The 23,221-nt window shown below is 75.3% G+C and carries 21 protein-coding genes; 11 read left to right on the top strand and 10 right to left on the bottom strand.

Features of this window, described 5'->3' with window-relative positions:
* Positions 1-31: 31 nt before the first annotated feature.
* Complete coding sequence (locus ACFWIC_RS20140) at positions 32-907, bottom strand: hypothetical protein (RefSeq protein ID WP_380519611.1); 876 nt, start codon at positions 905-907, stop codon at positions 32-34.
* 220 nt (positions 908-1,127) lie between these two features.
* A complete protein-coding gene (locus ACFWIC_RS20135) occupies positions 1,128-2,672 on the bottom strand; it encodes a hypothetical protein (protein WP_380359077.1) in 1,545 nt (514 codons plus the stop codon).
* A gap of 227 nt (positions 2,673-2,899) precedes the next feature.
* On the opposite strand from ACFWIC_RS20135, the gene ACFWIC_RS20130 reads away from it, so the two are divergent.
* From ACFWIC_RS20130 to ACFWIC_RS20110, 5 genes are all read left to right on the top strand, one after another.
* A complete protein-coding gene (locus ACFWIC_RS20130) occupies positions 2,900-3,946 on the top strand; it encodes an IPT/TIG domain-containing protein (RefSeq protein ID WP_355402944.1) in 1,047 nt (348 codons plus the stop codon).
* Positions 3,947-4,175: 229 nt separating this feature from the next.
* Complete coding sequence (locus ACFWIC_RS20125) at positions 4,176-4,730, top strand: hypothetical protein (RefSeq protein ID WP_380519610.1); 555 nt, start codon at positions 4,176-4,178, stop codon at positions 4,728-4,730.
* A 75-nt stretch (positions 4,731-4,805) separates the two neighbouring features.
* On the top strand, positions 4,806-5,582 hold the full coding sequence (locus tag ACFWIC_RS20120; protein ID WP_329885223.1) for a 5-oxoprolinase subunit PxpA: 777 nt from the start codon (positions 4,806-4,808) through the stop codon (positions 5,580-5,582).
* An 8-nt stretch (positions 5,583-5,590) separates the two neighbouring features.
* A complete protein-coding gene (gene pxpB, locus ACFWIC_RS20115; protein WP_380359106.1) occupies positions 5,591-6,376 on the top strand; it encodes a 5-oxoprolinase subunit PxpB in 786 nt (261 codons plus the stop codon).
* Positions 6,373-7,260, top strand: coding sequence for a biotin-dependent carboxyltransferase family protein (locus tag ACFWIC_RS20110; protein ID WP_380519609.1), 888 nt, complete (start codon positions 6,373-6,375; stop codon positions 7,258-7,260). Before pxpB ends, ACFWIC_RS20110 begins: the two co-directional genes overlap by 4 nt.
* 115 nt (positions 7,261-7,375) lie before the next feature.
* Here ACFWIC_RS20110 and ACFWIC_RS20105 read toward each other — a convergent pair whose 3' ends face one another.
* Positions 7,376-8,407, bottom strand: coding sequence for a saccharopine dehydrogenase family protein (locus tag ACFWIC_RS20105; protein ID WP_380519608.1), 1,032 nt, complete (start codon positions 8,405-8,407; stop codon positions 7,376-7,378).
* Between the two features lie 98 nt (positions 8,408-8,505).
* Between ACFWIC_RS20105 and ACFWIC_RS20100 the strand changes: the two genes are divergently transcribed.
* Entirely contained in the window at positions 8,506-9,453 is a 948-nt protein-coding gene (locus ACFWIC_RS20100; RefSeq protein WP_380519607.1) for a helix-turn-helix domain-containing protein, read from the top strand.
* A 75-nt stretch (positions 9,454-9,528) separates the two neighbouring features.
* Here the strand turns inward: ACFWIC_RS20100 and ACFWIC_RS20095 are convergent, their stop codons facing one another.
* Both ACFWIC_RS20095 and ACFWIC_RS20090 read right to left on the bottom strand, forming a co-directional pair.
* The gene (locus ACFWIC_RS20095; protein WP_380519606.1) at positions 9,529-10,452 is read right to left on the bottom strand and encodes an aminoglycoside phosphotransferase family protein; all 924 of its coding nucleotides are present in this window, start codon (positions 10,450-10,452) and stop codon (positions 9,529-9,531) included.
* Between the two features lie 37 nt (positions 10,453-10,489).
* Positions 10,490-11,260 (bottom strand): alpha/beta fold hydrolase, encoded by a 771-nt coding sequence (locus ACFWIC_RS20090; protein WP_380359096.1) that lies wholly within the window; start codon positions 11,258-11,260, stop codon positions 10,490-10,492.
* 107 nt (positions 11,261-11,367) lie between these two features.
* Here ACFWIC_RS20090 and ACFWIC_RS20085 point away from each other — a divergent pair, with 107 nt between their 5' ends.
* Entirely contained in the window at positions 11,368-11,901 is a 534-nt protein-coding gene (locus tag ACFWIC_RS20085) for a PadR family transcriptional regulator (protein WP_329949266.1), read from the top strand.
* A gap of 147 nt (positions 11,902-12,048) precedes the next feature.
* Here ACFWIC_RS20085 and ACFWIC_RS20080 read toward each other — a convergent pair whose 3' ends face one another.
* Positions 12,049-12,558: a DUF4396 domain-containing protein gene (locus ACFWIC_RS20080; protein WP_380519605.1), complete on the bottom strand. Its 510-nt coding sequence runs from the start codon at positions 12,556-12,558 to the stop codon at positions 12,049-12,051.
* 242 nt (positions 12,559-12,800) lie between these two features.
* Between ACFWIC_RS20080 and ACFWIC_RS20075 the strand changes: the two genes are divergently transcribed.
* Entirely contained in the window at positions 12,801-13,496 is a 696-nt protein-coding gene (locus ACFWIC_RS20075) for a class I SAM-dependent methyltransferase (RefSeq protein ID WP_380519604.1), read from the top strand.
* 294 nt (positions 13,497-13,790) lie between these two features.
* A complete protein-coding gene (locus ACFWIC_RS20070; RefSeq protein WP_380359109.1) occupies positions 13,791-14,636 on the top strand; it encodes an undecaprenyl-diphosphate phosphatase in 846 nt (281 codons plus the stop codon).
* Between the two features lie 140 nt (positions 14,637-14,776).
* Here ACFWIC_RS20070 and ACFWIC_RS20065 read toward each other — a convergent pair whose 3' ends face one another.
* Positions 14,777-16,300 (bottom strand): HEAT repeat domain-containing protein, encoded by a 1,524-nt coding sequence (locus ACFWIC_RS20065; protein ID WP_380519603.1) that lies wholly within the window; start codon positions 16,298-16,300, stop codon positions 14,777-14,779.
* Positions 16,301-16,583: 283 nt separating this feature from the next.
* Here ACFWIC_RS20065 and ACFWIC_RS20060 point away from each other — a divergent pair, with 283 nt between their 5' ends.
* Complete coding sequence (locus ACFWIC_RS20060) at positions 16,584-17,123, top strand: hypothetical protein (protein ID WP_329949271.1); 540 nt, start codon at positions 16,584-16,586, stop codon at positions 17,121-17,123.
* Positions 17,124-17,355: 232 nt separating this feature from the next.
* Here the strand turns inward: ACFWIC_RS20060 and ACFWIC_RS20055 are convergent, their stop codons facing one another.
* Positions 17,356-18,843, bottom strand: coding sequence for a hypothetical protein (locus tag ACFWIC_RS20055; protein WP_329949272.1), 1,488 nt, complete (start codon positions 18,841-18,843; stop codon positions 17,356-17,358).
* A 475-nt stretch (positions 18,844-19,318) separates the two neighbouring features.
* Between ACFWIC_RS20055 and ACFWIC_RS20050 the strand changes: the two genes are divergently transcribed.
* Positions 19,319-20,545, top strand: coding sequence for a phosphotransferase (locus ACFWIC_RS20050; RefSeq protein WP_355402967.1), 1,227 nt, complete (start codon positions 19,319-19,321; stop codon positions 20,543-20,545).
* Between the two features lie 18 nt (positions 20,546-20,563).
* On the opposite strand, the gene ACFWIC_RS20045 is transcribed toward ACFWIC_RS20050, so the two are convergent.
* Positions 20,564-21,790 carry an acyl-CoA dehydrogenase family protein gene (locus tag ACFWIC_RS20045; RefSeq protein ID WP_380363262.1) on the bottom strand — a complete coding sequence of 409 codons (1,227 nt, stop codon included), beginning with the start codon at positions 21,788-21,790 and terminating at the stop codon, positions 20,564-20,566.
* Between the two features lie 374 nt (positions 21,791-22,164).
* Positions 22,165-22,659, bottom strand: a complete 495-nt coding sequence (locus ACFWIC_RS20040) for a hypothetical protein (RefSeq protein ID WP_329885237.1) — start codon at positions 22,657-22,659, stop codon at positions 22,165-22,167.
* Positions 22,660-23,221: the final 562 nt, after the last annotated feature.

Genomic DNA, 23,221 nt, shown 5'->3' with positions numbered 1-23,221 from the left:
TGCCGGAGGAGCGGGCGGGGGGTGGGGGGTGTCAGAGGGAGTGGAACGGGAGGCCGGCGTCGGCGACCAGCTCGTCACCGGTGTCCGGGGGCAGCAGGGTGGCCGTGCCGTCGGAGACCGGGACGACGCCGAGGTCGAGCAGTTCGGCCATCGCGGCGCTGCCGGCCAGGTCGCGGACCTGGAGCTGGTAGCGGGCGGTGGTGCGGTAGGTGCCGCCGGCGTCGTCCGCGACCTTCTGCAGGAAGCCGGAGTCGACCAGGAACAGCACGGCCTTGGCGACGATGCCGATGGTGGAGCCGGACAGCCGGCGCGCGTCCTTGGTGGCGCCGGTGGCGGTGCGCCGGGCCCAGACCCGCCAGGCGGCCTCCAGGCCGGGGGCGTCGCTGTGCGGGTCGGTGTTGGCGCCGTCCACGGTGGCCTGTTCCTCCAGGCGGCGGCAGGCCTGGCGGACGAAGGCGTCGACGCCGTTGACGGTGATCCGGCCGAGGTAGCCGTCGTCGGCGAGGTCCTCGGGCCGGGGGAAGGCCATCGCGGCGACGGCGAGGTGGGCCAGGCCGTGCAGGAAGCGGTCGGTGGACTCGGAGGCGGCACGCCGGGAGTAGTCGCCCATCCGGACGGCGAAGACGGACTCCTCGGCGGCGGCGACGGCCATGCCGGCGCGCGGCGAGACCTCCAGGACGACCAGGCCCATGCCGGTGGCGACGGCGTCGGCGAGGCGGGCGAAGGCCGGGTCCTCGCGGTAGCGGCGGACCAGTTCGGTGTACTCGGCGTCGCGGGCCGGGAGCAGCTTGGCCTGGAGGCCGAAGGAGACCAGCCGGGCGGCGTCGGCCACGTCGGCCGGGGTGATCGGCGAGGGCGCGGCGGGCTCGGTCTCGGGCGCCCAGGACGTGTCGTGGTGGGTCGTCACGGGCGGTGCTCCTCGGGGGCGTTGCTGGGGGTTCGGGGGGTCTGCCGGCCGGCCGGGCGGGTGGTCCGGCGGGCGGCGGGGTGTCCGACCGGGCCGGTTTCCGGCCCGGCTTCCGGGCGGGCTTCCGGCCCGGCGGGGGGCCGGTGTCCGGTCGGCCGGCAGGTAGGCGTCCGGCGGGTGGGCGTCCGGTGGGTGGTCCGGTGGCGCGTCGGCATGCGGATCAGCCGGCTTCCTTGCGGTCGGCCGCCATGCCGGCCGCGTCGAGCAGGGCGCTGCCGACCACGAGGTCGGCGCCGCCGAACTCCCGGTCGTGCAGCACCGTCCCGTCGTCGACCGCGAAGAGCAGCCGCTCCTCCCCCTGCCGGTAGGCGGTGCCGACCGGCGGGCTGGCCGCGTGCACGGCCAGCAGGGCGACCAGGTAGGGGAGTTCCGGATCCTGCGCGCGGGCCTCGGCGAGCAGGCCGGAGAGCCGCCGGGGCGCGTCGGCCGGCAGGTCGAGCAGCTCCAGCGCGGCCTCCAGCTGGGCCTCGGAGAACCGGCTGTCGTCCGGGGTGGCGACGAGGTCCGGGTCGGGCATCTCGGCGCCCAGGTGCTCGCGCTCGACCGGCGGGGTGAGCAGCAGGTCGACCAGGTCGGCGACCCGGACCGAGACCGGGGTGCGCAGACCGGTACCGCGGGCGAAGAACGCGCCGGTGGGACCGACGGCCTGCTCTATCGGCAGCCGGAGCACGGGGGCGAGCAGCTGCCCGTAGAGGTCGATGCCGCTGCGGGCGCGCGGGGCGGAGAAGGCCTGCCGGTCCTGTTCGGCGCGGAACAGCGGCCCGGCCTCCAGCAGCCTGGTCTGCAGCTGGGTGTGGCGGCGGATGCAGTCCTTGACGATGTCGACCAGCTCGGCGGCGCGGCGCTTGTGCTCCTGGTCCTCGGCCTCGTCCCGGGCCTTGCGGATGTTGGTGAGAATCGCGTTCTCGTGCCGGTAGCGGTCGGCGATGTGGTCGAGGGCCTCGTCGATGAGGTCGGGGACGGCCTGCATCCAGTCGACCGCGCGGACGTTGCGGCGGGTGGCGTCGAGGGCGCGGCGCAGCGTCTCGGCGTACTGGACCGTGCGGTAGCGGGCCTGCTCGGCGGCGAGCTGGGCGTCGGCCAGGCGGCCGCGCCGGATCAGCACCTCCAGCTTGACCTCGGCGGCGATCTGGGCGGAGGTGACGTCCGTGTCGAGCGCGCCGACGAGGACGTTGACCGCCTCGTCGGTGGTCCGCAGGTAGACGCCGCCGTCGGGGCCCGGGACCTCCTCGATCAGCTTGAAGTCGTAGTCGCGGCGGACGTACGCGCCCTCGGCGTCGAAGGTGCCGTAGACGGCGCGGAAGCCGCGGTCGACGCTGCCGACGTTGATCAGCGACTCCAGCACCCACCGGCCGACGCGCTGGTGCTCGGCGGCGGACCGGGCGGGTGCCTGGGCGGCGACCCGGGGCAGCAGCCGGGCCAGCACTATCTCGCGGTCGGCCCCGGTGTCGAAGTCCATGTTGAGGGTGACCAGGTCGATCGCGGCGAGCCCGACCTCGGCCATCGCGTAGCCGCCGTACTCGCCGGCGAGCATGACCTTGCGGCTGTCCAGGTCGTGCAGCGGCGCGGTGCAGGCCAGTGCCTTGAGCCGGCGGGCGAGGCCCTCGTCGGCGGCGGGGCCGGGCGCGGGCCGCGCGGCGGCGACGGCGGGCCCGGCGGGCGGCCGGGAGCCGTGCTCGGTGGGCTGGTCAGCGATGACGGTCACGGTGGACAAGACTAGAGGTAGGCGCCGACATCGACCGAAACGGACCTTACGGACGTCCCGCCGGCCCACCGGCCGGGGCGGACGTGCGGGACGGCGGTGCGGGACGGGAGCGCGCGGCACCGGGGAGGGAACGGCGAGGAGAACGGCTCCCGACGAGCCGGGGGCGAATAGAACCCGCTTTCGAGAAACGGCCCCACGAACGAACCGCCCCCGCCATGATTTCTCATATGATCACCAGACTGGTACGAGGCGGCCTCGCCGCCGCCCTCGCCGTGGCCGCCCTCACCACCGGCGCCGCCGTGTCCACCGCCGCGACCACCACCGGCACCGCCGCCAAGGCGGCGGTCACCGGCCAGAACGTGACCGTGACGCAGGCCGGGAACTACCCGATCTTCCCGGTCGACCACACCAACATCTCGGTGACCTGGAAGTCCACCGGCACCGCCGACCTCACCGGCGTCACCCACCTCACCGTCGAACTGCCGCCCGGCCTGACCACCGACGGCGCGACGATCACCTCCTTCCAGGACTACACCTTCACCCAGACGGTCTCGCCCGACGGCCGCCGGCTCGACGCCTACTTCACCGGGAACCGCGCGCCGGGGCGCAGCGAGTTCATGAAGGTGACCGTCGCCTCCCACGGCACCAGGCCGTCCGGGACGATCAAGGTGACGGCCGCGAACCGGAACGACGCCGACCCGTCGGACAACGTCTCCTCCTACCTGCTCGGCAGCGGCCCGCAGGCCCCGGCCACCCAGGCCGCCCCCGCGGTGGCCGCCCTCGGCACCACGACCGGCCCGGGCACCGGCGGCACCCCCGTCACGCTGACCGGGACCGGCCTGGACAACGGCTTCGTCCTGTTCGGCGACTCGGTCGCGGCCGGCAGCTGCACCGCGACGGGCTGCGCCGTGACCGCGCCCGGCGGCTCGGGCAGCGTGCCGGTCACCGTGGTCACCCCCGGCGGCTCCGCGACCGCGGCCACCACGTTCGACTACACCGGCGCCGCTCCGCCGGCGCCGGCCGCACCGGCGGTCACCGGCCTGACCACCAGCACCGGACCGGCCGCCGGCGGCACCCAGATCTACGTGCAGGGCGCCGGCCTGGCCAATGGCACGGTGCGCTTCGGCGGAGTGCCGGCCACCCGCTACTCCTGCGGCCCGGCGCTCTGCTCGGCGACCGCCCCGGCGGGCTCCGGCGTGGTCGACGTGACGGTGACGACGGCCGGCGGGACGAGCGCGCCCGTCACCGCGGGCCGGTTCACCTACACGCCCTGACGACGGCACCCCCGACGGGGCCCGGCACCCGCGGCGGTGCCGGGCCCCGCTGCGTTCGGCGGCGGTTCCGGGCCCGGGGGGAGGGGGCGGAGCTCCCTCGACCAGGGCCCGTGGGCGGCGCTCCGGGCGGGCCCGCCGGTGAGTTGAACACGTTCAATTCGAGGTCTGGAGTCACTTCCGTGCAGACGGGAACCGCCCGGCCTGCCGCCTCGACACGGGGGTTTCCGCCATGAGCGACGCGACCGGAGACGCTGGGACCGCAGCCGAACGGGCGGCCCTGCGACGGGTCCGGCGGTGGCTGCGGGTCTTCGTGGTCTGCCTGGTGCCGAGCGGACTGACCGCCTTCCCCCTGGAGAGCGAGACCCGGTGGCTCGCCGACCTGGCCGCCGGCCCCGGCGCCCCCGTCACCGACCGGTTCCCCGCCCTGCTGGAGTGGATCGAGAAGGTCCGCGACGGCGTCGCCGAGACCAACGCCCGCCACCCCTTCCTCGCCTACGGCACCGACGGGCCGGCCTTCGCCCACCTGGTGATCGCGGCGGCCTTCCTGGGCCCGCTGAAGGACCCGGTGCGCAACGTCTGGGTGATCCGTCGGGCGGTCCTCGCCTGCGCCGGGATCATCCCCCTCGCCCTGGTCTGCGGACCGCTCCGCGGCATCCCCCCGTACTGGAGCCTTGTCGACATGTCGTTCGGGGTCGTGGGCGTGGTGCCGCTGCTGGTCGTGCTGCGCGCGCTGCGGCCCCTCGTCGAGCGGGCGGAGAGCCGACCGGCCCCGGCAGTGGGCTGACCGGGCGGGCGTCACCCTGCCCTCACCCGCAGGCCCTACCATCTGGCTCAACAGCTGCTGGGAGGCGGGACGGGCGTGGCCGACGCGGTGATCGATCTCAATGCGGACCTCGGTGAGGGGTTCGGACGCTGGACGCTGACCGACGACGAGGCCCTGCTCTCCGTCGTCACCAGCGCCAACGTCGCCTGCGGCTTCCACGCCGGTGACCCGTCCACCATGCGCCGGGTCTGCTCCCTGGCCGCCGAGCGCGGCGTACGGATCGGCGCCCAGGTCTCCTACCGCGACCTCGCCGGCTTCGGCCGCCGCGCCATGGACGTCCCGCCCGACGAACTGGCCGACGAGATCGCCTACCAGATCGGCGCCCTCCAGGTCTTCGCCCGCGCGGCCGGCTCCCGGGTCTCCTACGTCAAGCCGCACGGCGCCCTCTACAACCGGGTGGTCGCCGACTCCGAACAGGCCGAGGCCGTGGTCGCCGGCATCCTTCGGGCCGGGGCCGTCTGCGACGGCCCGCTGCCCGTCCTCGGCCTGCCGGGCTCCCGGCTGCTGGCGGTCGCCGAGGGCGTCGGCCTGCCGGTCGTCGCCGAGGCCTTCGCCGACCGCGCCTACACCTGGGCCGGCACGCTCGTCCCGCGCCGCGAGCCGGACGCCGTGGTGCACGACCCCGCGACGGTGATCACCCGCGCGGTCGGCATCGCCCGGGACGGTTCGGTGGACGCCGTCGGCGGCGAGCCGATCACCGTCGAGGCCCGCTCCCTCTGCGTCCACGGCGACACCCCCGGCGCTGCCCAGCTGGCCTGGCGCATCCGCGGCGCGCTCGCCTCCGCGGGCGTCCGGGTGGAGCCCTTCGCGTGACCGCGGCCGTGCCCGACGGGGGAGGTCCGGCCGCACACCGGCCGATCGCGGTCCGTCCGGTCGGCAACCGGGCGCTGCTGGCCGAACCGGCCGACCCCGCCGGTGCCACCGCCCTCTACGCGTGGCTGCGCGAACGGCAGGCCGCCGGCGAGCTGCCCGAGGTCGAGGAGATCGTCCCCGCCGCGCGGACCGTCCTGCTGGACGGCGTGGCCGACGTCCCCGCGCTGGCGGCCCTGCTGCGAAGCGCGCGCCCGACGGCCGCCGACACCGCGACCGGCCCGCTGGTGGAGGTGCCGACCGTGTACGACGGCGAGGACCTCGCCGAGGTCGCCGCGCTCTGGGGCGTCTCCCCGGAGGCCGCCGTCCGGATCCACACCGAACCCGAGTACGTCGTCGCGTTCTGCGGCTTCGCCCCCGGTTTCGGCTACCTCACCGGCCTGCCGCCCCGGTACGGGGTACCGCGCCGCGCCACCCCGCGCAGCGCCGTCCCGGCCGGCTCGGTCGCCCTGGCCGGCCCCTACAGCGGGGTCTACCCGCGTTCCTCCCCCGGCGGCTGGCAGCTCCTCGGACGCACCCCGCTGCCGCTGTGGGACACCGCCCGCGAGCCGGCGGCGCTCCTCGCGCCGGGGGTGCGGGTCCGCTTCACCCCGCTGACGGGCGGACCCGGTCTGTTCACCCCGCCGGCGGACGGACCCGGCCTGCCGACCGCCCACGGCGGCGCGGAGGCGGGCGGCGCGGCACCGGCGAGCGGTGGCCGCGGCGCCCGGGCCGGACGCCCCGGCGGTGCGGCGTGACCCCGGCCGACGGGCTGCTGGTGCTCCGGCCCGGACCGCTCACCACGGTGCAGGACCTCGGACGGCGCGGTGTCGCCCACCTCGGCGTGCCCCGGGCGGGCGCGCTGGACGAGCCCGCGCTGCGCGCGGCCAACCGGCTGGCCGGCAACGAGCCCGGCGCTGCGGCCCTGGAGACCACGCTCGGCGGCGTCGCGCTGCGCGCGCTCCGGCCGCTGGTCCTCGCGGTCACCGGCGCACCGTCGCCGGTCCGGGTGGACGGCCGGGCCGCCGCCTGGGGCGCGCCGGTCGCCGTACCCGCCGGGGCGGTGGTCGAGGTCGGCGCCGCGACCCACGGCGTGCGCGCCTACCTGGCGGTGGCGGGCGGGATCGCCGTCCCGCCGGTCCTCGGCAGCCGGTCGGCCGACCTGCTGTCCGGGCTAGGGCCGGCTCCGCTGGCCGCCGGCGACCGGCTGCCGGTCGGCCCGCCTCCGCCGTACCGGCCGGCGCCCGAGCTGGTCCCGCTGCCCGCGCCGCCGGACGCGCTGGTGCTGCGGCTGAGGCCCGGCCCGCGCGCGGACTGGTTCGACCCGCAGGCCCTGACACGGCTCGCCGGCGCCCCCTACCGGGTGGCCCCGGCCAGCAACCGGATCGCGCTGCGGACCGAGGGCCCGCCGGTCCGCCGGGCGCGGGACGACGAACTGGCGAGCGAGGGCATGGTGCTGGGCGCCGTACAGGTCCCGCCCGACGGCTGCCCGGTGGTCTTCCTGGCCGACCATCCGACCACCGGCGGGTACCCGGTCGTCGGTGTCGTCCCGCCCGCCGATCTGGCCGCCGCCGCCCAGGCCCGGCCCGGCACCCCGGTCCGCTTCACGGTGGTCCGGGGGCGCCGGGACCGGGGGCGGTAGCGCCCGGTCCCGGCCGGGCCGGTCGGCGCGGCGGCCCGGCGCTGCGGAACGCGTGGCCGTGGCCGGGTGGCCGTAGGCGTGGCCGGGTGAGGTGGCCGGGTGGCCGGGTGGCCGGTCAGTGCGGGAGCTCGACCGCCAGGTACGGGCTCAGGGCCCGGAGGAAGTCCGCCGCGTCGAACATCGCACCGGCCGAGGCCACGCCCGTCGTCCGCGTCTCCCCGGCGAGGATCCTCCGGACGGCCTCCACCGCCAGGGGCGCCGTGATCGCGTAGATGTCCTGGCCGCGTGCCGTGGCGCGGCGCTCGACGCCGCCCGCGGCGACGACGACGTCCACGACGAAGGTCTGGTCCGACCGTCCCAGGGCGTCGACCGCCTCAGGCGCCGGGGTGGCCTCCGCCGCCAGGTCCCTCGCGGCCTCGACGGTCATGTAGGTGCGGACCTCCGGCACCGCCAGGTGGCTGGGCAGGGTCACGACGTCGGCCATGGTGAACTCGGCGATCACCCGTCGCTCGCCCAGCGGCGCCGGGAAGTCCCAGTCCTGCTCCACCACCTCGTCGTCGTGGTACCGGAGCTCGCCCTCCGCGAACCGCACCCGGCGGCCGGCGCGCCGCTGGTGGGAGACCTGGCCGGCCACCCGGGTGCCCGGCGTGGGGTGCCAGCTGTTCAGCCCGTACGCGACGTGCGCCGCGTCCGCCGTCGTCCACTCGCCCATCGCCGCGGTCGCCAGCAGATCACCCAGCCCGCCGTAGAACGCCATCGCCGGCACCACGGCGACGCCCGCCTCCCGGGCCGCGTCCGCGTGTTCGGCGAACGTCTGGACGTTCGCCTCGATCTCCGCCGCCACGTCGACGTACGGGATCCCCGCGCGCAGCGCCGCCTCGACCAACGGGCCCGCCGTCACGGCGAACGGTCCGGCGCAGTTGACGACCGCCGCCGCACCCGCGAGCGCCCGGTCCAGCGAGCCGGCGTCGTCGACGGTCGCCGGGCGCACCGCCACGTCGCCCCACTCGGCGGCGAGTTCCTCCAGCCGGGCCGCGTCCCGGCCGGAGGCGACGGTGGTGAGACCGCGCCTCCGCAGCTCGGCGACGACGAAGCGCCCGGTGTGCCCGGTCGCCCCGTAGACCACTACCGCACCCGCTGTACCCATGGTTCCCCCCGCTCTCGACGTGCTGACCGACCAAGTCTCACCGTCGGCAGGTCCGGAGCGTGAGGGTCCGGAACGACATCGCCCGTACACTTTCGGACATGCCGACTGTCGCACTGCTGGCCGCCGGTCACCTGCTGCACTTCGAACTCGCGGTGGCCTACGAGATCTTCGGCAATCCCCCGCGCGAGGCCGCGGACGCCTGGTACGACGTCCTGCTCTGCGGGCCGGGCCCGCTGCGGGTCGGCCCGTTCCTGGTCGAACCCGACCACGGGCTGGAGCGGCTGGCCGAGGCCGACACGGTGATCGTGCCCGCGTGCGCCGACGTCGACGAGCCGCCACCCGCCGAGGTCGTCGAGGCCGTCCGCGCCGCCCACGCGGCGGGCGCCCGGGTCGCGTCCCTGTGCACCGGGGCGTTCGTGCTCGGCGCCGCGGGCCTGCTGGACGGCCGGCGCGCCACCACCCACTGGGCACACGCCGCGGAGTTGAGCGCCCGTCACCCGCTGGCGGTGGTTGACCCGGACGTGCTCTACACGGACAACGGCAGCGTACTGACGGCCGCCGGCAAGGCCGCCGCCGTGGACCTCTGCCTGCACCTGGTGCACCTCGACCACGGCGCCGCGATCGCCAACTCCGTCGCCCGCCGCCTCGTCATGCCGCCGCACCGCCCCGGCGGCCAGGCCCAGTTCGTGGCCACGCCGGTCCAGTCCTCGGGCGACCACACGCTCTCCCAGCTGCTCGCCTGGGTGCAGCAGCGGCTGGACCAGCCGCTGACGGTGACCGACCTCGCCCGCCGGGCGAACACCAGCCCGCGCCACCTCGGACGGCAGTTCCGGTCCGTACTCGGACAGAGCCCGATCCAGTGGCTGCTGACCCAACGCGTCCGCCGCGCACAGGAGTTGTTGGAGTCCACCGACGAGAGCGTCGAGGCGATCGCCATCGCCACCGGCATGGGCACGGCGACGACGCTCCGGCGTCAGTTCAAGCGGGTCGTCGGGGTCCCGCCCGCCAGCTACCGGCACTCGTTCCGCAGCGCACGGCCCGCCTGACCGGCGGACCCGCGCGGCGGTAGGGCGGGTCGGCCCGTCCGGCGTCCCGAGGCACCGACCTTCCGGGCTGCCGGACTACCGGGCCAACAGCGTCTCGGCGACGGCCCGCTGGACCGGGGCGACGACGTCCTCGCCGTCCTCGACGTCCCACAGGACGTTCTGGAGGACCCGGCCGAGCGTCCAGCCGACGGCGCGCGGGCGGTCGAGCGCGAGGCGGTCCGTCATCAGGTCGAAGCGGCGGCGCAGCGCACGCGGCAGGTCGCCGGTGGCGGTGAGGTCGGTCCAGCGGTTCCCGAGGGCGGGGAGCAGCTCGAAGCCGGGATCGCCGGCGAGCGGCTTGGGGTCGATGGCGAGCCAGGCCGCGCGGCCGTCCGGCCCGGGCGGGGCGAGCACGTTGTCGTAGTGGAGGTCCCAGTGGAGCAACCGGTCGCCGGGCTCGGACCTGACCTCGCGGACGGCGGCGGCGCAGTCGGCGAGCAACCGGCGGTCGGCCGGGTCGGCGAGTCCGGCGAGCGCCTCCGGGACGTCGGCCAGCATCGCGTCGGTGACGTCCGCCAGGGTGCGCATGCCGTGCGGCGCCTGATGGATCGTCAGCTCAGCGAGCAGTGCGGCGATCTCGCCGACGGCGACCAGGTGGTCGGGCTCGGCGCTCAACGAGCGGGCCGGGTCGAGGCGCTCCAGCAGCATCGAGCCGGTCGTCGGGTCGTGGTCGAGCAGCCGGACGGCGCCCCGCCCGCCCCAGGCGCGGAGGGCGACGGGCTCGCCGGCCGTCTCCTCGTCCACGGGCTGGAGCTTGAGTGCGGCGCGGGTGCCGTCGGCGCGGCGGACCGGGAGGACGAGGCCGACCGCACCGTGCGCGACCGGCCCGTCGGGGCGGAGCGACCAGCGGTCCATGAGCTCGTCGGCGAGGGCGGGGAGCCCGGCCGCCCAGCTGCGGCCGGGCTCCCCGAGGAAACCGTCGAGCGAGGCGGTCAGGGCCTCGGGGACGCGGATCACCATGTCGGACGACTCCCTCGGTCGGAGGACGGCCGGGCGCTCAGGTGCGGCGCGCCAGCCCGGCCGCGGCGACGGCCGCGAACCCCTCCGGATTATCGAGCATGATGTTGTGCCCGCAGTCCGGGACGGCCGCGAGCACCACCCCGGCCTCGCGGAGTCGATCCGCTCCGGGGTAGGCGCCGTCCTCGGCCGGGTGGAGGAAGGTGCGCGGCAGATCGAGTCCGACCAGCAGCTCGCGGACGGTCGGGACGGTGCCCCGGGAGCGGTGGACGGCGCTGCGGTGGAGCGCCTCGGGGCCGGCCAGCCGCATGGTCGCCCACCAGAACGGGCCCGCCCACTCGGCCACCTGCTCGTGGCCGCCGGCCAGGAACTCCTCCTCGGTGAAGCTGGCGAGGCCGCTGCTGCCGGGGCCCCGCACGGGAGCGGCCGGGTCGATGGCGGCGTCGACCAGGACGAGGCTGGCGACCAGCCCGGGGTGCCGGTGGGCCAGCACCACGGCGACCGCGCCGCCCATGCTGTGGCCGACCACCTCGACCCGGGTCAGGCCCGCCGCCCGGACCGCCGTGGCGACCGCGTCGGCGTGCTCCTCCATCGTGTACGCGAAGTCGGTGGGCCGGTCGCTGATCCCGAAGCCGAGCAGGTCGAGCAGGAGCGAGCGGCGGCCGGTGAGCAGCGGGTGGGCCGCCGCCGCGGCGAAGTAGACGGGCGAGCTGGAGCCGAGGCCGTGCAGGTAGAGGCGGGCGGGTTCGGCGCCGGGGACCTCGACCCAGCGGATCCGGTCGCCGTTCGGGGTGACGGTGGCTTCGCGCACGATCGTGCTCCTCGCTCGGTTCTGTGGCGTGACGAGACAGACCATACCTCGGAGTCGAGGTATAGCGACACCGATATATCCGCGCCCGTGTCTGAGAGAGTGGCCCCATGCTCAAACTCGCGATCCTGGGGTTCCTCCACGACCGGCCGCTGCACGGTTACGAACTGCGCCGGCACCTGGCGGCCCTCACCGGGCACGTGCGGCCGATCAGCGACGGCACGCTCTATCCGGCGATCAAGCGACTGGAGGCCGACGGCCTGCTCGTACGCACCGCGGAGCCCGGCGCGGCGGCCGCCCCGCGGCACACGCTCCGGCTGACCGACGCCGGGCGGGCCGCCCTGCTCGACCGGCTCCGCACCCCGGAGGAGCTGGACATCAGCGACGAGAACCGCTGGTTCGCCACCCTGGCGTTCCTGCGCCACCTCGACGCCGAACCGGCGGCGCAGGCCGCGGTGCTCCGCCGCCGCCTGGCCTTCCTCGGCGAGCCGGCCAGCTTCTTCTACGACGGCACCCGCCCGGTCGGCGCCGAGGAGGTCGACGACCCGTTCCGCCGAGGGATGCTGCTGATCGCCCGTGCCACCACCGCGGCCGAACTGGACTGGCTGCACGCCACCCTCGCGGAGCTCGACCGGGCCCACTGACCGACCCGGCGCCGACCGCCGACCGCCGACCGCCGACCGCCGACCGCGCGGAACGGCCGCGGCCCGCACCTGCTCCCGGGAGGAGGTTCGGGCCGCGGCCGTTCGACCGGGCGGCGTCGGCAGCGCCGTCAGCGCCGTCGGCGCACGTCAGTGCCCGTGGTGGGCGTGGACCACCGCATGGCCACGGCCCCGGCCGATCATCCACTTGTTGACCGGGACGGTCAGCACGAAGGCGAGGAGCAGCGCACCGGCCAGTGCGAGCCAGAACAGGACGTCGCCGAGGCCCGCGTCCATCGCACCCGGGACGGTCATCATCACGGTGTTGTCGATCAGCTCCATGACGAGGATCGACACGGTGTCGGCGGCCAGCGCGACCTTCACCGCGGCGCGGACGTCGAGGCCCGCCCCGAGCACGCCGCGCATGGTGAGCGCGTAGCCGAAGACGAAGGCCAGCGCGACCGAGAGCGCCACGGTCGCGCCGTTGTGCAGGCCGAGCGCGGTGCCGATCACCATGCCGAGGACCTCGCCGATCGCACAACCGGTGAGGCAGTGCAGGGTGGCCCGGGCGGCGGTCCGCCAGCTCGCGCCACCGGCGCCGTGCGCGTGACCCGCGTGCCCCGCGTGACCCGTGTGGCCGGCAGGTGCCGAGTGGCCCATCTCTCCAGTGTGACCCGGGCGGCCTTCGCCGACCCGGTGGCCGTCGCGGTGCCCGTGGTGCCCGTGGTCCACGTGCTGCGGATGCTCGTGTCGGGCGGGGTCTGTCATGTCGTCCTCCGCTGTGCTCGGTCGCTCTGCGTTCCCGGTTCCGCCGGTGAATGTATACCCCCTAGGGGTATAGGACAACCATGGATCGGCCCGCCCTCTTCCCGCCCCCGCCCGATCGTGTTCGGATGGATCGCATGGCTGACGAACGACGCACGGGATACGACGGGACCGGCCCGGGGGCGATCACGCCGGACGGCTGCGCGGTCGAGATGTACGGGCGACTGCTGCCCAACGGCGAGCCGGAGGTGATCGGGAGCGCCGTTCCGGCCGGCGCGAGCATCCTCGAACTCGGCTGCGGCGCGGGCAGGATGACGCATCCGCTGCTGGACCTCGGGTACCGGGTGACGGCGGTGGACGAGTCGGCCGAGATGCTGGCCCGGGTGCACGGAGCGCGGACCGTCCGCAGCACGATCGAGCGGCTGGACCTCGACGAGCGGTTCGACGTCGTCCTGCTCGCGTCGTTCCTGGTGCACGCCGGCGACCCGGCGGTCCGCCGCGGACTGCTGGACACCTGCCGGCGGCACGTCGCGGCGGACGGCTGCGTGCTGCTCCAGCGCGAGGGCGAGGACTGGCAGCGCGACGTGCCCCGCGAGCGGCCGCTCCCCCCGGACGGGCTGGTGCGGGTGGCCTCGGCCACCCCGGTCGGGGACGGCGTCGCCTCCGTCCACGTCGAGTACGAGTTCCCGGACGCGCGGTGGACCCAGACCTTCCTCTCCCGGCCGCTCGACACGGCGCAGTTCGAGGGGGCCCTCGCCGAGGCCGGGCTGGCCGTCGAGTCCTACCTCACCGAGGACCGGATCTGGGTTCGGGCCCGTCCTGTCGCCGGCTGAACGCCCGCCCGCCGCGTGCGGCGCCCGGCGGAGGTCGACCCGGGCGGAGGTCGGCCGGGGCGCTGCACGCAGCGGCGGGGGCGAGCGTCGGCCCGTCACCTGAACGGCGTAGCATCAGGCGCACGCCGGGCCCGCGCGCGGCCCGAGCGCCGGGCGGGACCGGTGATTCGCCTGCCATCGGACCGTGCCACTCGCATGCGCCGGCCGCACACCGCAGGGGCCCGTTCCCGCACCGACCAACAAGGACCGCTGAATGCGCATCGAGCGACGGATACCCCTGGCGGGTGTCCGGTGATCGAATGGTTCCACGGGGCCGTCCTCGGCCTGATCCAGGGGCTCACCGAGTTCCTGCCGATCTCGTCCAGCGCCCACCTCCGGGTCTTCCCCGCCCTGCTGGGCTGGCAGGACCCGGGAGCTGCGTTCACCGCCGTGACGCAGCTCGGCACCGAGACCGCGGTGCTGATCTACTTCCGCCGCGACATCGCCTCGATCGTGAAGACCTGGACGCTCTCGCTGTTCCGGCCGGCGCTCCGCTCGCACCAGGACGCCCGGATGGGCTGGTTCGTGATCATGGGCACCCTGCCGATCGGCATCCTGGGCAAGCTCTTCCAGGACACCATCGAGAAGGACCTGCGCGACCTGCGGATCATCGGCACCACGCTGATCGTCTTCGGCATCGTCCTGGCGATCGCCGACCGGACCAGGGCCGTCCGGCACGCCAAGCCGATCACCGACCTGACCCTCCCGCACGCGGCCGGCTACGGCCTGGCCCAGGCGCTCGCGCTCATCCCCGGCGTGTCCCGCTCCGGCGGCACGATCAGCGCCGGCCTGCTGCTCGGCTACAGCCGCGAGGCGGCGGCGCGCTACTCGTTCCTGCTGGCGATCCCGGCCGTGCTGGCCTCCGGCGTGCTGGAGCTGTTCAAGATCGGCGAGGGTCCGGCCCCGGCCTGGGGACCGACCATCCTGGCCACCGCGATCGCCTTCGTGGTCGGCTACGCGGCGATCTCCTGGTTCCTGAAGTACATCTCGAACAACAGCTTCATGCCGTTCGTGGTCTACCGCATCGCGCTCGGGATCCTGATCATCGTCCTGGTGTCCGTCGGTACGCTGACGCCCGACGCCGGCGTGGTGGCCAAGTGACCTCCCACCGGCAGGGTCGCGGCCGCAGGTAGAACCGCGTTCCACCGACGAACGACGGAGCGGGCCGGTCCACCTCACCAGGTGGACCGGCCCGCTCCGTCATGACGAACCGGTCGTGACGAACTCGTCGTCACCGACGCCTACCGGCTCCGCTCCCGGGCGGCCGTCAACCTGCCCCGGACGGCGGCATGGACCTCGGCCTCCTCGGCCGGATCGGCGGCGAGACGGCGCAGGCGCTCCAGCACGCGGGCGTCGCCGGTGGTGGCGACGTGCCTCGCGGCGAGCTCCCGGGTGGACTCCTCGCAGTCCCAGAGGCACTCGACGGCCGGCCCCTCGGGGAAGTGCACGTCGGTCACGGCGAGCGCCCGGGCGGCGCGGCCGCGCAGGTCGGAGGAGGCGGACTCCCCGTAGATGTGGCGCAGGACCGGGACGGCGGCGGCGACGGTCAGCCGCCCCGCACCGTCGACCAGCGTCCCGAGCCCGACACCGGCGCCGGCCACTCCGCGGACCGAGATCCACCGGCGCAGCCCGGCCACCACCAGCGGGCCGTCGGCGGGCTCGCCCGCGTCGGCCAGCAGCTGGACGGCGGCCTCGCCGAGGGCGCTGTCGGCGCCGCCGGTCGCCGGGTCGGCCCAGCGGCGGGCGTGCACCAGCGCCTCCGGGCCGCGCATCCGGCCGATCAGCTCCAGGGCGAACCGGACCAACCGGTCGTCCACGTCGGAGGCGGCCGCCTCGATCAGGTCGGCCGCGGCCGGGTCCCGCTGGTCCACCAGGTGCCGCAGGGCGGCCCGGCGCGCGCCGGGCAGTCCGGAGCGGGCGGCCTCCAGCACGGCGGGGCGGTCCTCGGGCCGGACCACGGCGGTCAGGCAGCGGGCGGCGGCGGCGGCCCGGCGGTCCACGGCGTCGGGGCCGGTGGCGTCACGGCCGTCCCGCAGGTCGTAGGCCGGCTCGGTACGGTCCGGCCGGCCGGCGAAGGCGGTGGCGCGCAGGCTGCCGAGTTCGCCCTGGTCGGCCCAGGCGAGCACGTCGGCGGTGGACCAGCCCGGGGTGACGCCGCTGCGGTTCAGCTGGCGCTGCCAGAGGTCGAAGGGGGACTGCTCGCCGGCCGCCGCGACCCGCGGGTGGTACGCCGCCCAGAGCCGCCAGGGCCGGGGCTCGTAGGCGGACCGGATGGTCTCCCGCAGTTCGGCGTCGCCCTCGGGGCCCGGCGCGAAGCGGTCCAGTACGGCGGTGCCGAGCAGCAGCAGGCCGCGGTCGTCGTCGCGCAGCGCGAGCTCGTCGAGGGCCCAGGCCCAGTTGGTGCCGGTGGCGGCGTACTCGCGGAGCATCAGCAGCGCGTCGCGCCGGCCGTACGCGGCGAGGTGGCCCAGGACGGAGAGCGCGAGGCCGGTCCGGGACTCGTCCTCGTCGAGGAGGTCCTCCGGTGAGTGCAGGTGGTCCTCGATGCCGTCGAGCGGCGCCTCCAGTTCCATGTAGAGGCGCGCGTAGTAGAGGGAGCGGTTCTCGACCTGCCAGTCGGCTCTCGGATCCCTGGTGACGCACTCCTCCAACGCGGCGATGGCCTCGGTGCGGTCGGCGGCCAGCGCATGGAGCTGCCCGTCACCGCGACCTCGCTGAAGGAGGCCGAGGAGGCTGGCACTAGGTGCTATCACTGGCTCGAACATGAGGTCAGCATCCGTTGCGGCGGTCGTAGTGGCAACGGGATTTCCGTCGCCGGGGTCTCTGGTGGGTACTGCGGTGGGCGCCCGGGCGCCGGAATCACCGAAGGTTACCGCCTCGGGCACCCCGCCGCACACAGGGCGACCGACCCTTTGTGCGCACTGGCATATGCCGGGGGAAATTTGCCTGCGTTCTGTCCAAATCGCCCACGAGGGTGATGCCGCTGTGCGACAGTCGACTTCACCATCCGGCCGGCCCGCCCATCACCTCGGGACCATTGGACTTGCCATGATCATGCCGAATACCGTCACCCGCCCACCCCGCGCCGCCGGTGCCACCACGCCGGCCGCCGTGACGGCCGCGACCGGAGCGCTCGGCGCGAGGACTGCGGCCGGCGGCCCGCCCGGCGGGGACGGCCCGGCGCACGGGGACGGCCAGCCGGGCGGCGACGGCCCGGCGGGCGAGAGAGTGGACGGCACCACGCAGGCGCCGCCCGACTCCGCCACCGTCGGCTCGGCCGAGTGGGACCTGCTCACCGACGACGCCCGGTGGTCCGCCGACGCCTACCGGCTGCTCGGCTGCGACCCGGGCCGCGGCCCGCTCAGCCTGGACCGCCTGCCCGACCGGCTGGACGAGGCCGACCGCCCCCAGCTGCGCCGGATGATGACCGACGCCCTGGTCCACGGACGGCACGCCTTCGGCACCCTCCAGGTCCGCCGCCCCGGCGGCGGGCACGACACGGTCGAGTACACCGGCGAGCCCGTGGTCGGCACCGACGGCACCGTGACCGCCCTGCGCATGCTGCTCCGCCGGGCGCACTCCTCCTAGAGCTTGCCTGTCGGGCAAGATCCGGTCCGCTCCCCCGCCCGGCAGACGGCGGCCGGCGGGCAGGCACCCGACACGGCGACCCACGGGCGGACCGATCGTCGGACAGCGCGACCGTCGGGACAACTCGCCCCTCGGACCGCGCGACCGTCGGGGCAGCGGGCCCCTCAGCCGATCCGGCCCGGCTCCGAACCGGGTCGGCCCTGAAGCAGCCGGCTCTCGGACGGCGTGGCTCTCAGGCGGGCCGCGGCCGGTTCGTCGCGTCCGCCGACCGCAGCTCCCGCCCCAGCTCGGCCCTGAGCTCGTCCACCGCCGGGACCCCCCGGTAGCGCGCGGTCAGCCGGTACATCTCCCGCAACCGGTCCCAGGTCCGGTGCGAGGAGTTCTGGCCGATCAGGTTCATCACCATCTTCACCTGGAAGTCCGCCGCGTCCGGCTCCCCCGTGATCCAGTGCACCGAGGCCAGCGTGATGCGGTCGAACAGCGCCGAACGCAGCTGCCCCGTACCCTCGCGCAGCGCGATCACCCGCTCGGCGTGCCGGCGCGCGTCCGCCGCGGCCGACGCGTCGTGCTCGGCGAGCGTCCGCAGCACCAGCGCCTGCATCCCGCGCAGCTCCGCCTCGTCGAAGACCTGCATCCAGGACGGCGGCGGACCGGTGACCTCCTCGGCGAAGAGGTCCTCGGCCTCCCCGAGGAGCCGCCGGGTCGCCTGCGCGTGCCCGATCGAGGCGTGCGCCCAGGCCTCCACGGTGTTCAGCATCGCCCGGGTCCTGGGCAGCATCCGGCCACCGCCGCCCGACTTGGCCGCCGCCATCAGGTCGATCGCGTCGTCGGCCCGCCCGAGGTGGACCATCTGCCGGGCCGCCCGGGAGATCGCCTCCCCCGCGCGCGGCCGGTCGCCCGCCTCCTTCGCCGCCTCGGCGGCGAGCAGGAAGTACTTCTGCGCGGTCGGCTCCAGGCCGACGTCGTGCGACATCCAGCCGGCCAGCACCGCGAGGTTGGCCGCGACCAGCCACAACCGCTGCTCCACGGCGGCGCCGTGGCGGTGCGTCAGCAGGCCGCCCACCTCGTTGAGCTGGCCGACCACCGCCTTCCGCTGCAGGCCGCCGCCCCGGGCCGCGTCCCAGGCCCGGAACACCTGGACCGAGCGCTCCAGCGCCTCCACCTCGCCGGGCCCCACCGGGCCCGCGTCGTACAGGTCCACCACCGGGCGGGCGCCGCCCTGGGCGACCACCGGTCTCGGGCCGGGCGCCGAGGCCGCGTACGCGACCGCGTCCCCGCCCAGCCAGCCCTTCAGGGAGTCGGCGACGACCGCCCCGGCCGTGAGCGCAGCACCCGCGCCCACCAATCCACGTCGGTTCAGCATGAGGTCCATTCCCGTGAACTCGGTGAGGACCGCGGCCGTTCGATCCGGCTCCCATAACGACGAGATGGCGGACTGCGCCGCTCCGTTCCTGGTGGGCCGGTGTCGTTCCAGACCGAGGTCCTCAGTGGTGACGACACGGCCGAGCCGCTCCGTGAACACAGCTGCCAGCACCCTCGGCACCGGGTCGCGCGGGACCTCGCCCTGCTCGATCCACCGCCGGACCCGCGAGGTGTCGGTGGACAGCTGCTGCTGTCCCATCGCGGCACCGCGCCGATTGACCAGCCGCGCGAGCTCGCCCTTCGACCATCCGGTCAGGACGAACAGATCGGCGAGTCGGGTGTTGGGTCCCCTGCTCACGTGAAGCCCCCAGGTTCCTCGGCTGGTTCGAGGCTAGAGGCTCCGTCATGTGCCAGGCGAGCATTCGCCAGGCTTCGCCAGGGCCCGCCACATTACCAACCACCGGCATTCGGGTGTGATGTAGAGGTGCGCCACCCCGACCCCCGGGTCGGGCGGTGTTCCAGGCCCTGGAGGGGTTCCCCCCTTCGGGTCGCGGAACGTCCCCGGTTCTCACCCGAGGGGGTGGCGCGGCCGGGTGGCGCGGGGGCGCCGGGCACGGCCACGGCAGTACCGGCCGACCGCATTCCCCAGGGTGCGGACGGCCGGTCCACCGCCGCAGCACGGGGTTCCGACCCCGGCGTCCGTGCCCGGAGCCCGCGCACCACCCACCGGACCGAGCAAGGGCCGCCGTCACGCCAGGAAGCACGCGGCACCGGCCCTCCCCGCACCGGCGGGGCTCACCCGCAGACGGACAGGAAGGAACCTCCCTCACCCCATGTACTCCTCAGCGACCTCCCCGACGCCGACCGCGACCCGCGCGGCGCTGCGCCCCCCCACCGCAGCCACCGGCCGTCCCGGACCGAAGCAGGTGCCGCCGACCCGGCCCGCCGCCCCCCGCGGCGCCGACGGCCGGTCCGCGGACCCGCGGGGCCAGGCCGCCCGGACCGCGCTGGGCCTGCGGGCGCCGGATTCCGCCCTCCCCGTCGGCACCCGGGCGCCCGGCGCGCGGATCCCCGCCGCCCGCCCCGGCGACGGCCGGATGCTGCGCCCGCCGCTCCGCCCCGGCCAGTCCGGCGTCCAGGAACGGATCGACCCCGCGGCGCTGCAGACCCCCGCCGTACGGGCCGCGCTCGCCGGTGTCGCCCGGATATGCCCCGCGTTCACCCCTCGCCAGGTGCTGCGTGAGGGGAGCCGCCACATCCTGGTGGCGGGCACCATCGGCCGCGCGCCGGTGGTGGCCAAGTGCCTGGCCCCGCAGGCGGTTCGGAGCGAGCACTTCGAACAGCTGGTGAGCGACTTCCACCACGAGGTCGCGGTCTACCGGGCGTTCGTCCGGCACCGACCGCCGGTGCGGCTGCCCCGTCTGGTGGCGGCCGACCACGACCGCTGCGTGCTCGTCATGGAGCGCGTTCCCGGCCGTCCGGCCGCCCGCGAGCGCCACCCGGTCAACGCGCCCACCCCGGGCGAGGTCCGGGCGCTGCTCACCGCCGTCCGGACGCTCAACCTCTGGCGGCCTCCGACCGACGTGTTCCAGCCACGGCTGGACTACCAGTTGGAGATCGCCCGGTACCACTCGGTGGGCCAGCTCACCGACCGGGACGCCGGCGACCTGCGCGGCCTCCTGCACGGGCTCGGCCACGTCCCGCTCCAGCTCTGCCACGGGGACGCGCTGCTCAGCAACATGCTGCTGGCGCCCTCCGGTCCGGTGCTGGTCGACTGGGAGCAGGCTGGCTGGTACCTGCCGGGGTACGACCTGGCGGTGCTGTGGAGCGTGCTCTCCGGGGACACCGCGGCCCGCCGCCAGATCAGCCAACTCGCCCAGAGCGGCGGCACGATGGCCCGGGACGCGTTCCTGGTCAACCTGGTCCTCGTGCTGATGCGGGAGATCCGGCTCTACGACGTGCCGGGCGCCGGCGAGGAGCAGCGGATCATGATCCGGCGGCTCTACGACGACGCCGCGCTGGCCCGCCGCGCGGTCCGGGCGGCCGTCGGCACCCGCTGAGCGGGCCGGTCCCCCTGCTCAGGGCCGGGCGCCGCGCTCCAGCGCCGCCCGGCCGGCGGCCTCCAGGACGGCCTCGTCCGGGGCCAGGTGGACCCGGCTGCTCAGCACGTCGCGCAGGTAGCGCTCCAACGGGTGACGCCGGCTCAGGCCCGGGTTGCCGGTGAGCGAAACGGCCTGCTGGACGGCCGAGATGGCGGCCCGGGAGGCCAGCAGATGGGCCGGCCCGGTACGGGCGACCGCGTCCGGTTCGGCCCGGTCCACCCTCGGGGCCAACCCGTGGACGAGTTCCTCCGCGCCGATCAACTGGGCCTCGATCTCCCCCAGCGCGGAACGGTACCGGGGCAGACTGCCGAGCGGCTCGGTCAGATTGGCCGGAGTCCGCTGGTGCAGGAAGCGGACCAGCCAGTCCTGGGCGGAGCGGGCGACCCCGACGGCCACCGCGGAGAGCGCCAGATCGTGCCAGGCGCGGCCGAGTTCGGCGGCCGGTACGGCCTCGGCGGCGGCTCCGGGAGCGGCGGCCCCGCCCTTCACGGTTCCACCCTTCGGCGGGGTGAGGCCCAGCGCGAGTTCCGCCGGGACATGCACCTCCTCCAGGACCACGTCGTGGCTCGCGCTGGCGCGCAGGCCGAGCTGGTCCCAGGTCGGGTCGATCTCCAGGCCCTCGCTCTCGCCGCGGACCAGGAAGGTGCCGATCCGGGGCACCGGTTCGTCGGTCCGCGCGGTCACCGCCATCCACGCCAGCGCCTCGGCGCCGGTGCAGTAGGTCTTCCGGCCGCTGAGCAGCCAGCCGTCACCGTCCCGCCGGGCGATCGTGGCGGGCGGCGCCCCGGTCCGGCCGCCGGGCTCCACGCGCAGGGTGTTGACCAGCGCCGGGCCGCGTCGGGACTCGTTGAGAAGCCGCCGGTAGCCGGCCGTCGGCCAGCCCGCCACTCGCGCCTGTTCGGCGTGCTGGAGCAGGGTGAACGCGGTGACCACGGCCACCGAGGCGTCCCCCCGGCCGAGTTGGGCCAGCACCCGGACGGTGTCGGCGAGCGTGCCGCCGGGGCCGCCGTACCGCCGGTCGACGGTCAGCGTGAGCAGCCCGGCCTCGTGCACCGCCTCGATGCCCTGGTACGGGAAGGTGGCGTCGCGGTCGTGCTCCTCGGCCCGCGCGGCCAGCAGATCGACGACCCGGGGCAGTCCGGCGAGCGCGGCCGCGACAGGCGACTGGGCGGCGGGTGACTGGTCGGCAGCGGTGGTGGTCATGGTGCTGGTGCCTCCGGGCGGCAGCGTGGGCTCGGCATCTGCGGGCGGCACGCCGGACTGGCGCGCGGTACCGGTGGGCGGCCCCGGAGGTCAGCGGAACGCCCGCCCCCGGATCGGCGCCGACCGCTCGGCCGGCCGCCCGCCGCCTCGGGGACGAATCCCCCTCAGTAGCCCGGACACGCAGCGCTGGCGGTACGCCGCAGGTCGAGATAGCTGCGGCGGGTCAGCAGCGGAAGACGGCACGACATGTTCGCGACTGTACGAAGCCGTGATCGAAACCGTCAAGCAGCGCCCGTGGGCCGGAACGGGCCACCCGGCGGTGCACCGAACGGGAAGCGGAACCCTGCCCTCCGGGGCAGGGTTCCGGCGACCGATCAGCCCTGCTGGAACATGTCCGCGGGCAGCGGCTTGAGCAACTGGTAGAGGTCGTCCGAAATCGGTCGGTCCCAGGAGGCGATGGTGACCTGCACTCCGTCGCTCCGGCCGAACTGGGAGCAGAACACCCGGCCCTCGCTGACCTTGACCTTCTTCACGATGAGCAGGTCGTCCCCGAGCAGGACCGGGAAGTCCTCCGCCGAGACGAACTCGACCGGTTCCTCGTCCTCCAGGGCCGCGAGCAGCTGCCGGACCTCGAAGGGCACGCTGTCCCCGGTGTCCCGGGCCGGCGATCCCTCGGGGAGATTGCCGATGAACATCGCCGGTCCTCTGCCGCCGAACAGGTCGTAGCGCAGGAAAATCCCCTGGCAGGAGCCGTCGGGACCGGTCATCATGGCCGCACCGAAGTCACCGGGCCAGTCGCCCGGATCCATGGCGAGCACGTCGAAGTCCGGGCCGGTGGGCTGGCCGGAGCGACGGCGGAGAAAAGACATGGGAACATCGTACGTGCCAAGCACACCACGCTCACGGGGTGGGTGGGGCGCCGGACGGAGATCCACGCTCAGAGACCAATGTTGACTCTGAGCAACCGTCCGGGCTACGTTCGGTTCAGCACGACAGCCGTTCTGGGTTTCACCCTTCGGGGGGACGGCATGTCGCAACGCGGCCCTACACGCGTATCCCTCACTGTGCACACCGTCGTGCCGAAGTGCCGAGCACCCAGCTTCGTCGTCGCACACAGCACAGCACACAAGCCAACAGTTCCATGCACACAAGCAAGGTCCGCGGGGCCCCGGCCCGTCGCTCCCGTGGACCTGCTCGGGACGCCGCCGCGTGGGGGCGTGCGGGTCCCGAGCACAGGCACCGGTCTCCGAGTAGCTCTCGGTTCCGGCGCCACACCTCCCGGCGACTGCCGGCCCTTCGGGGCCGGGACCGGCCGACGCACCCCGGTGCGCAGGGGATGACTGGGAGGAAGCCCGGCAGCGCTGTCGGGTTACACAGCAGGCGCCGTGTCTGGCCGCGTGGGGGCGGTGGGCACGGCGTCTGTCTGTGCTC

The sequence above is a fragment of the Kitasatospora sp. NPDC127035 genome (assembly GCF_042726075.1).
Classification (GTDB): Bacteria; Actinomycetota; Actinomycetes; order Streptomycetales; family Streptomycetaceae; genus Kitasatospora.
The sequence above is the reverse complement of the archived record's forward strand: the minus strand, read 5'-3'. Positions and strand labels throughout refer to the sequence as shown.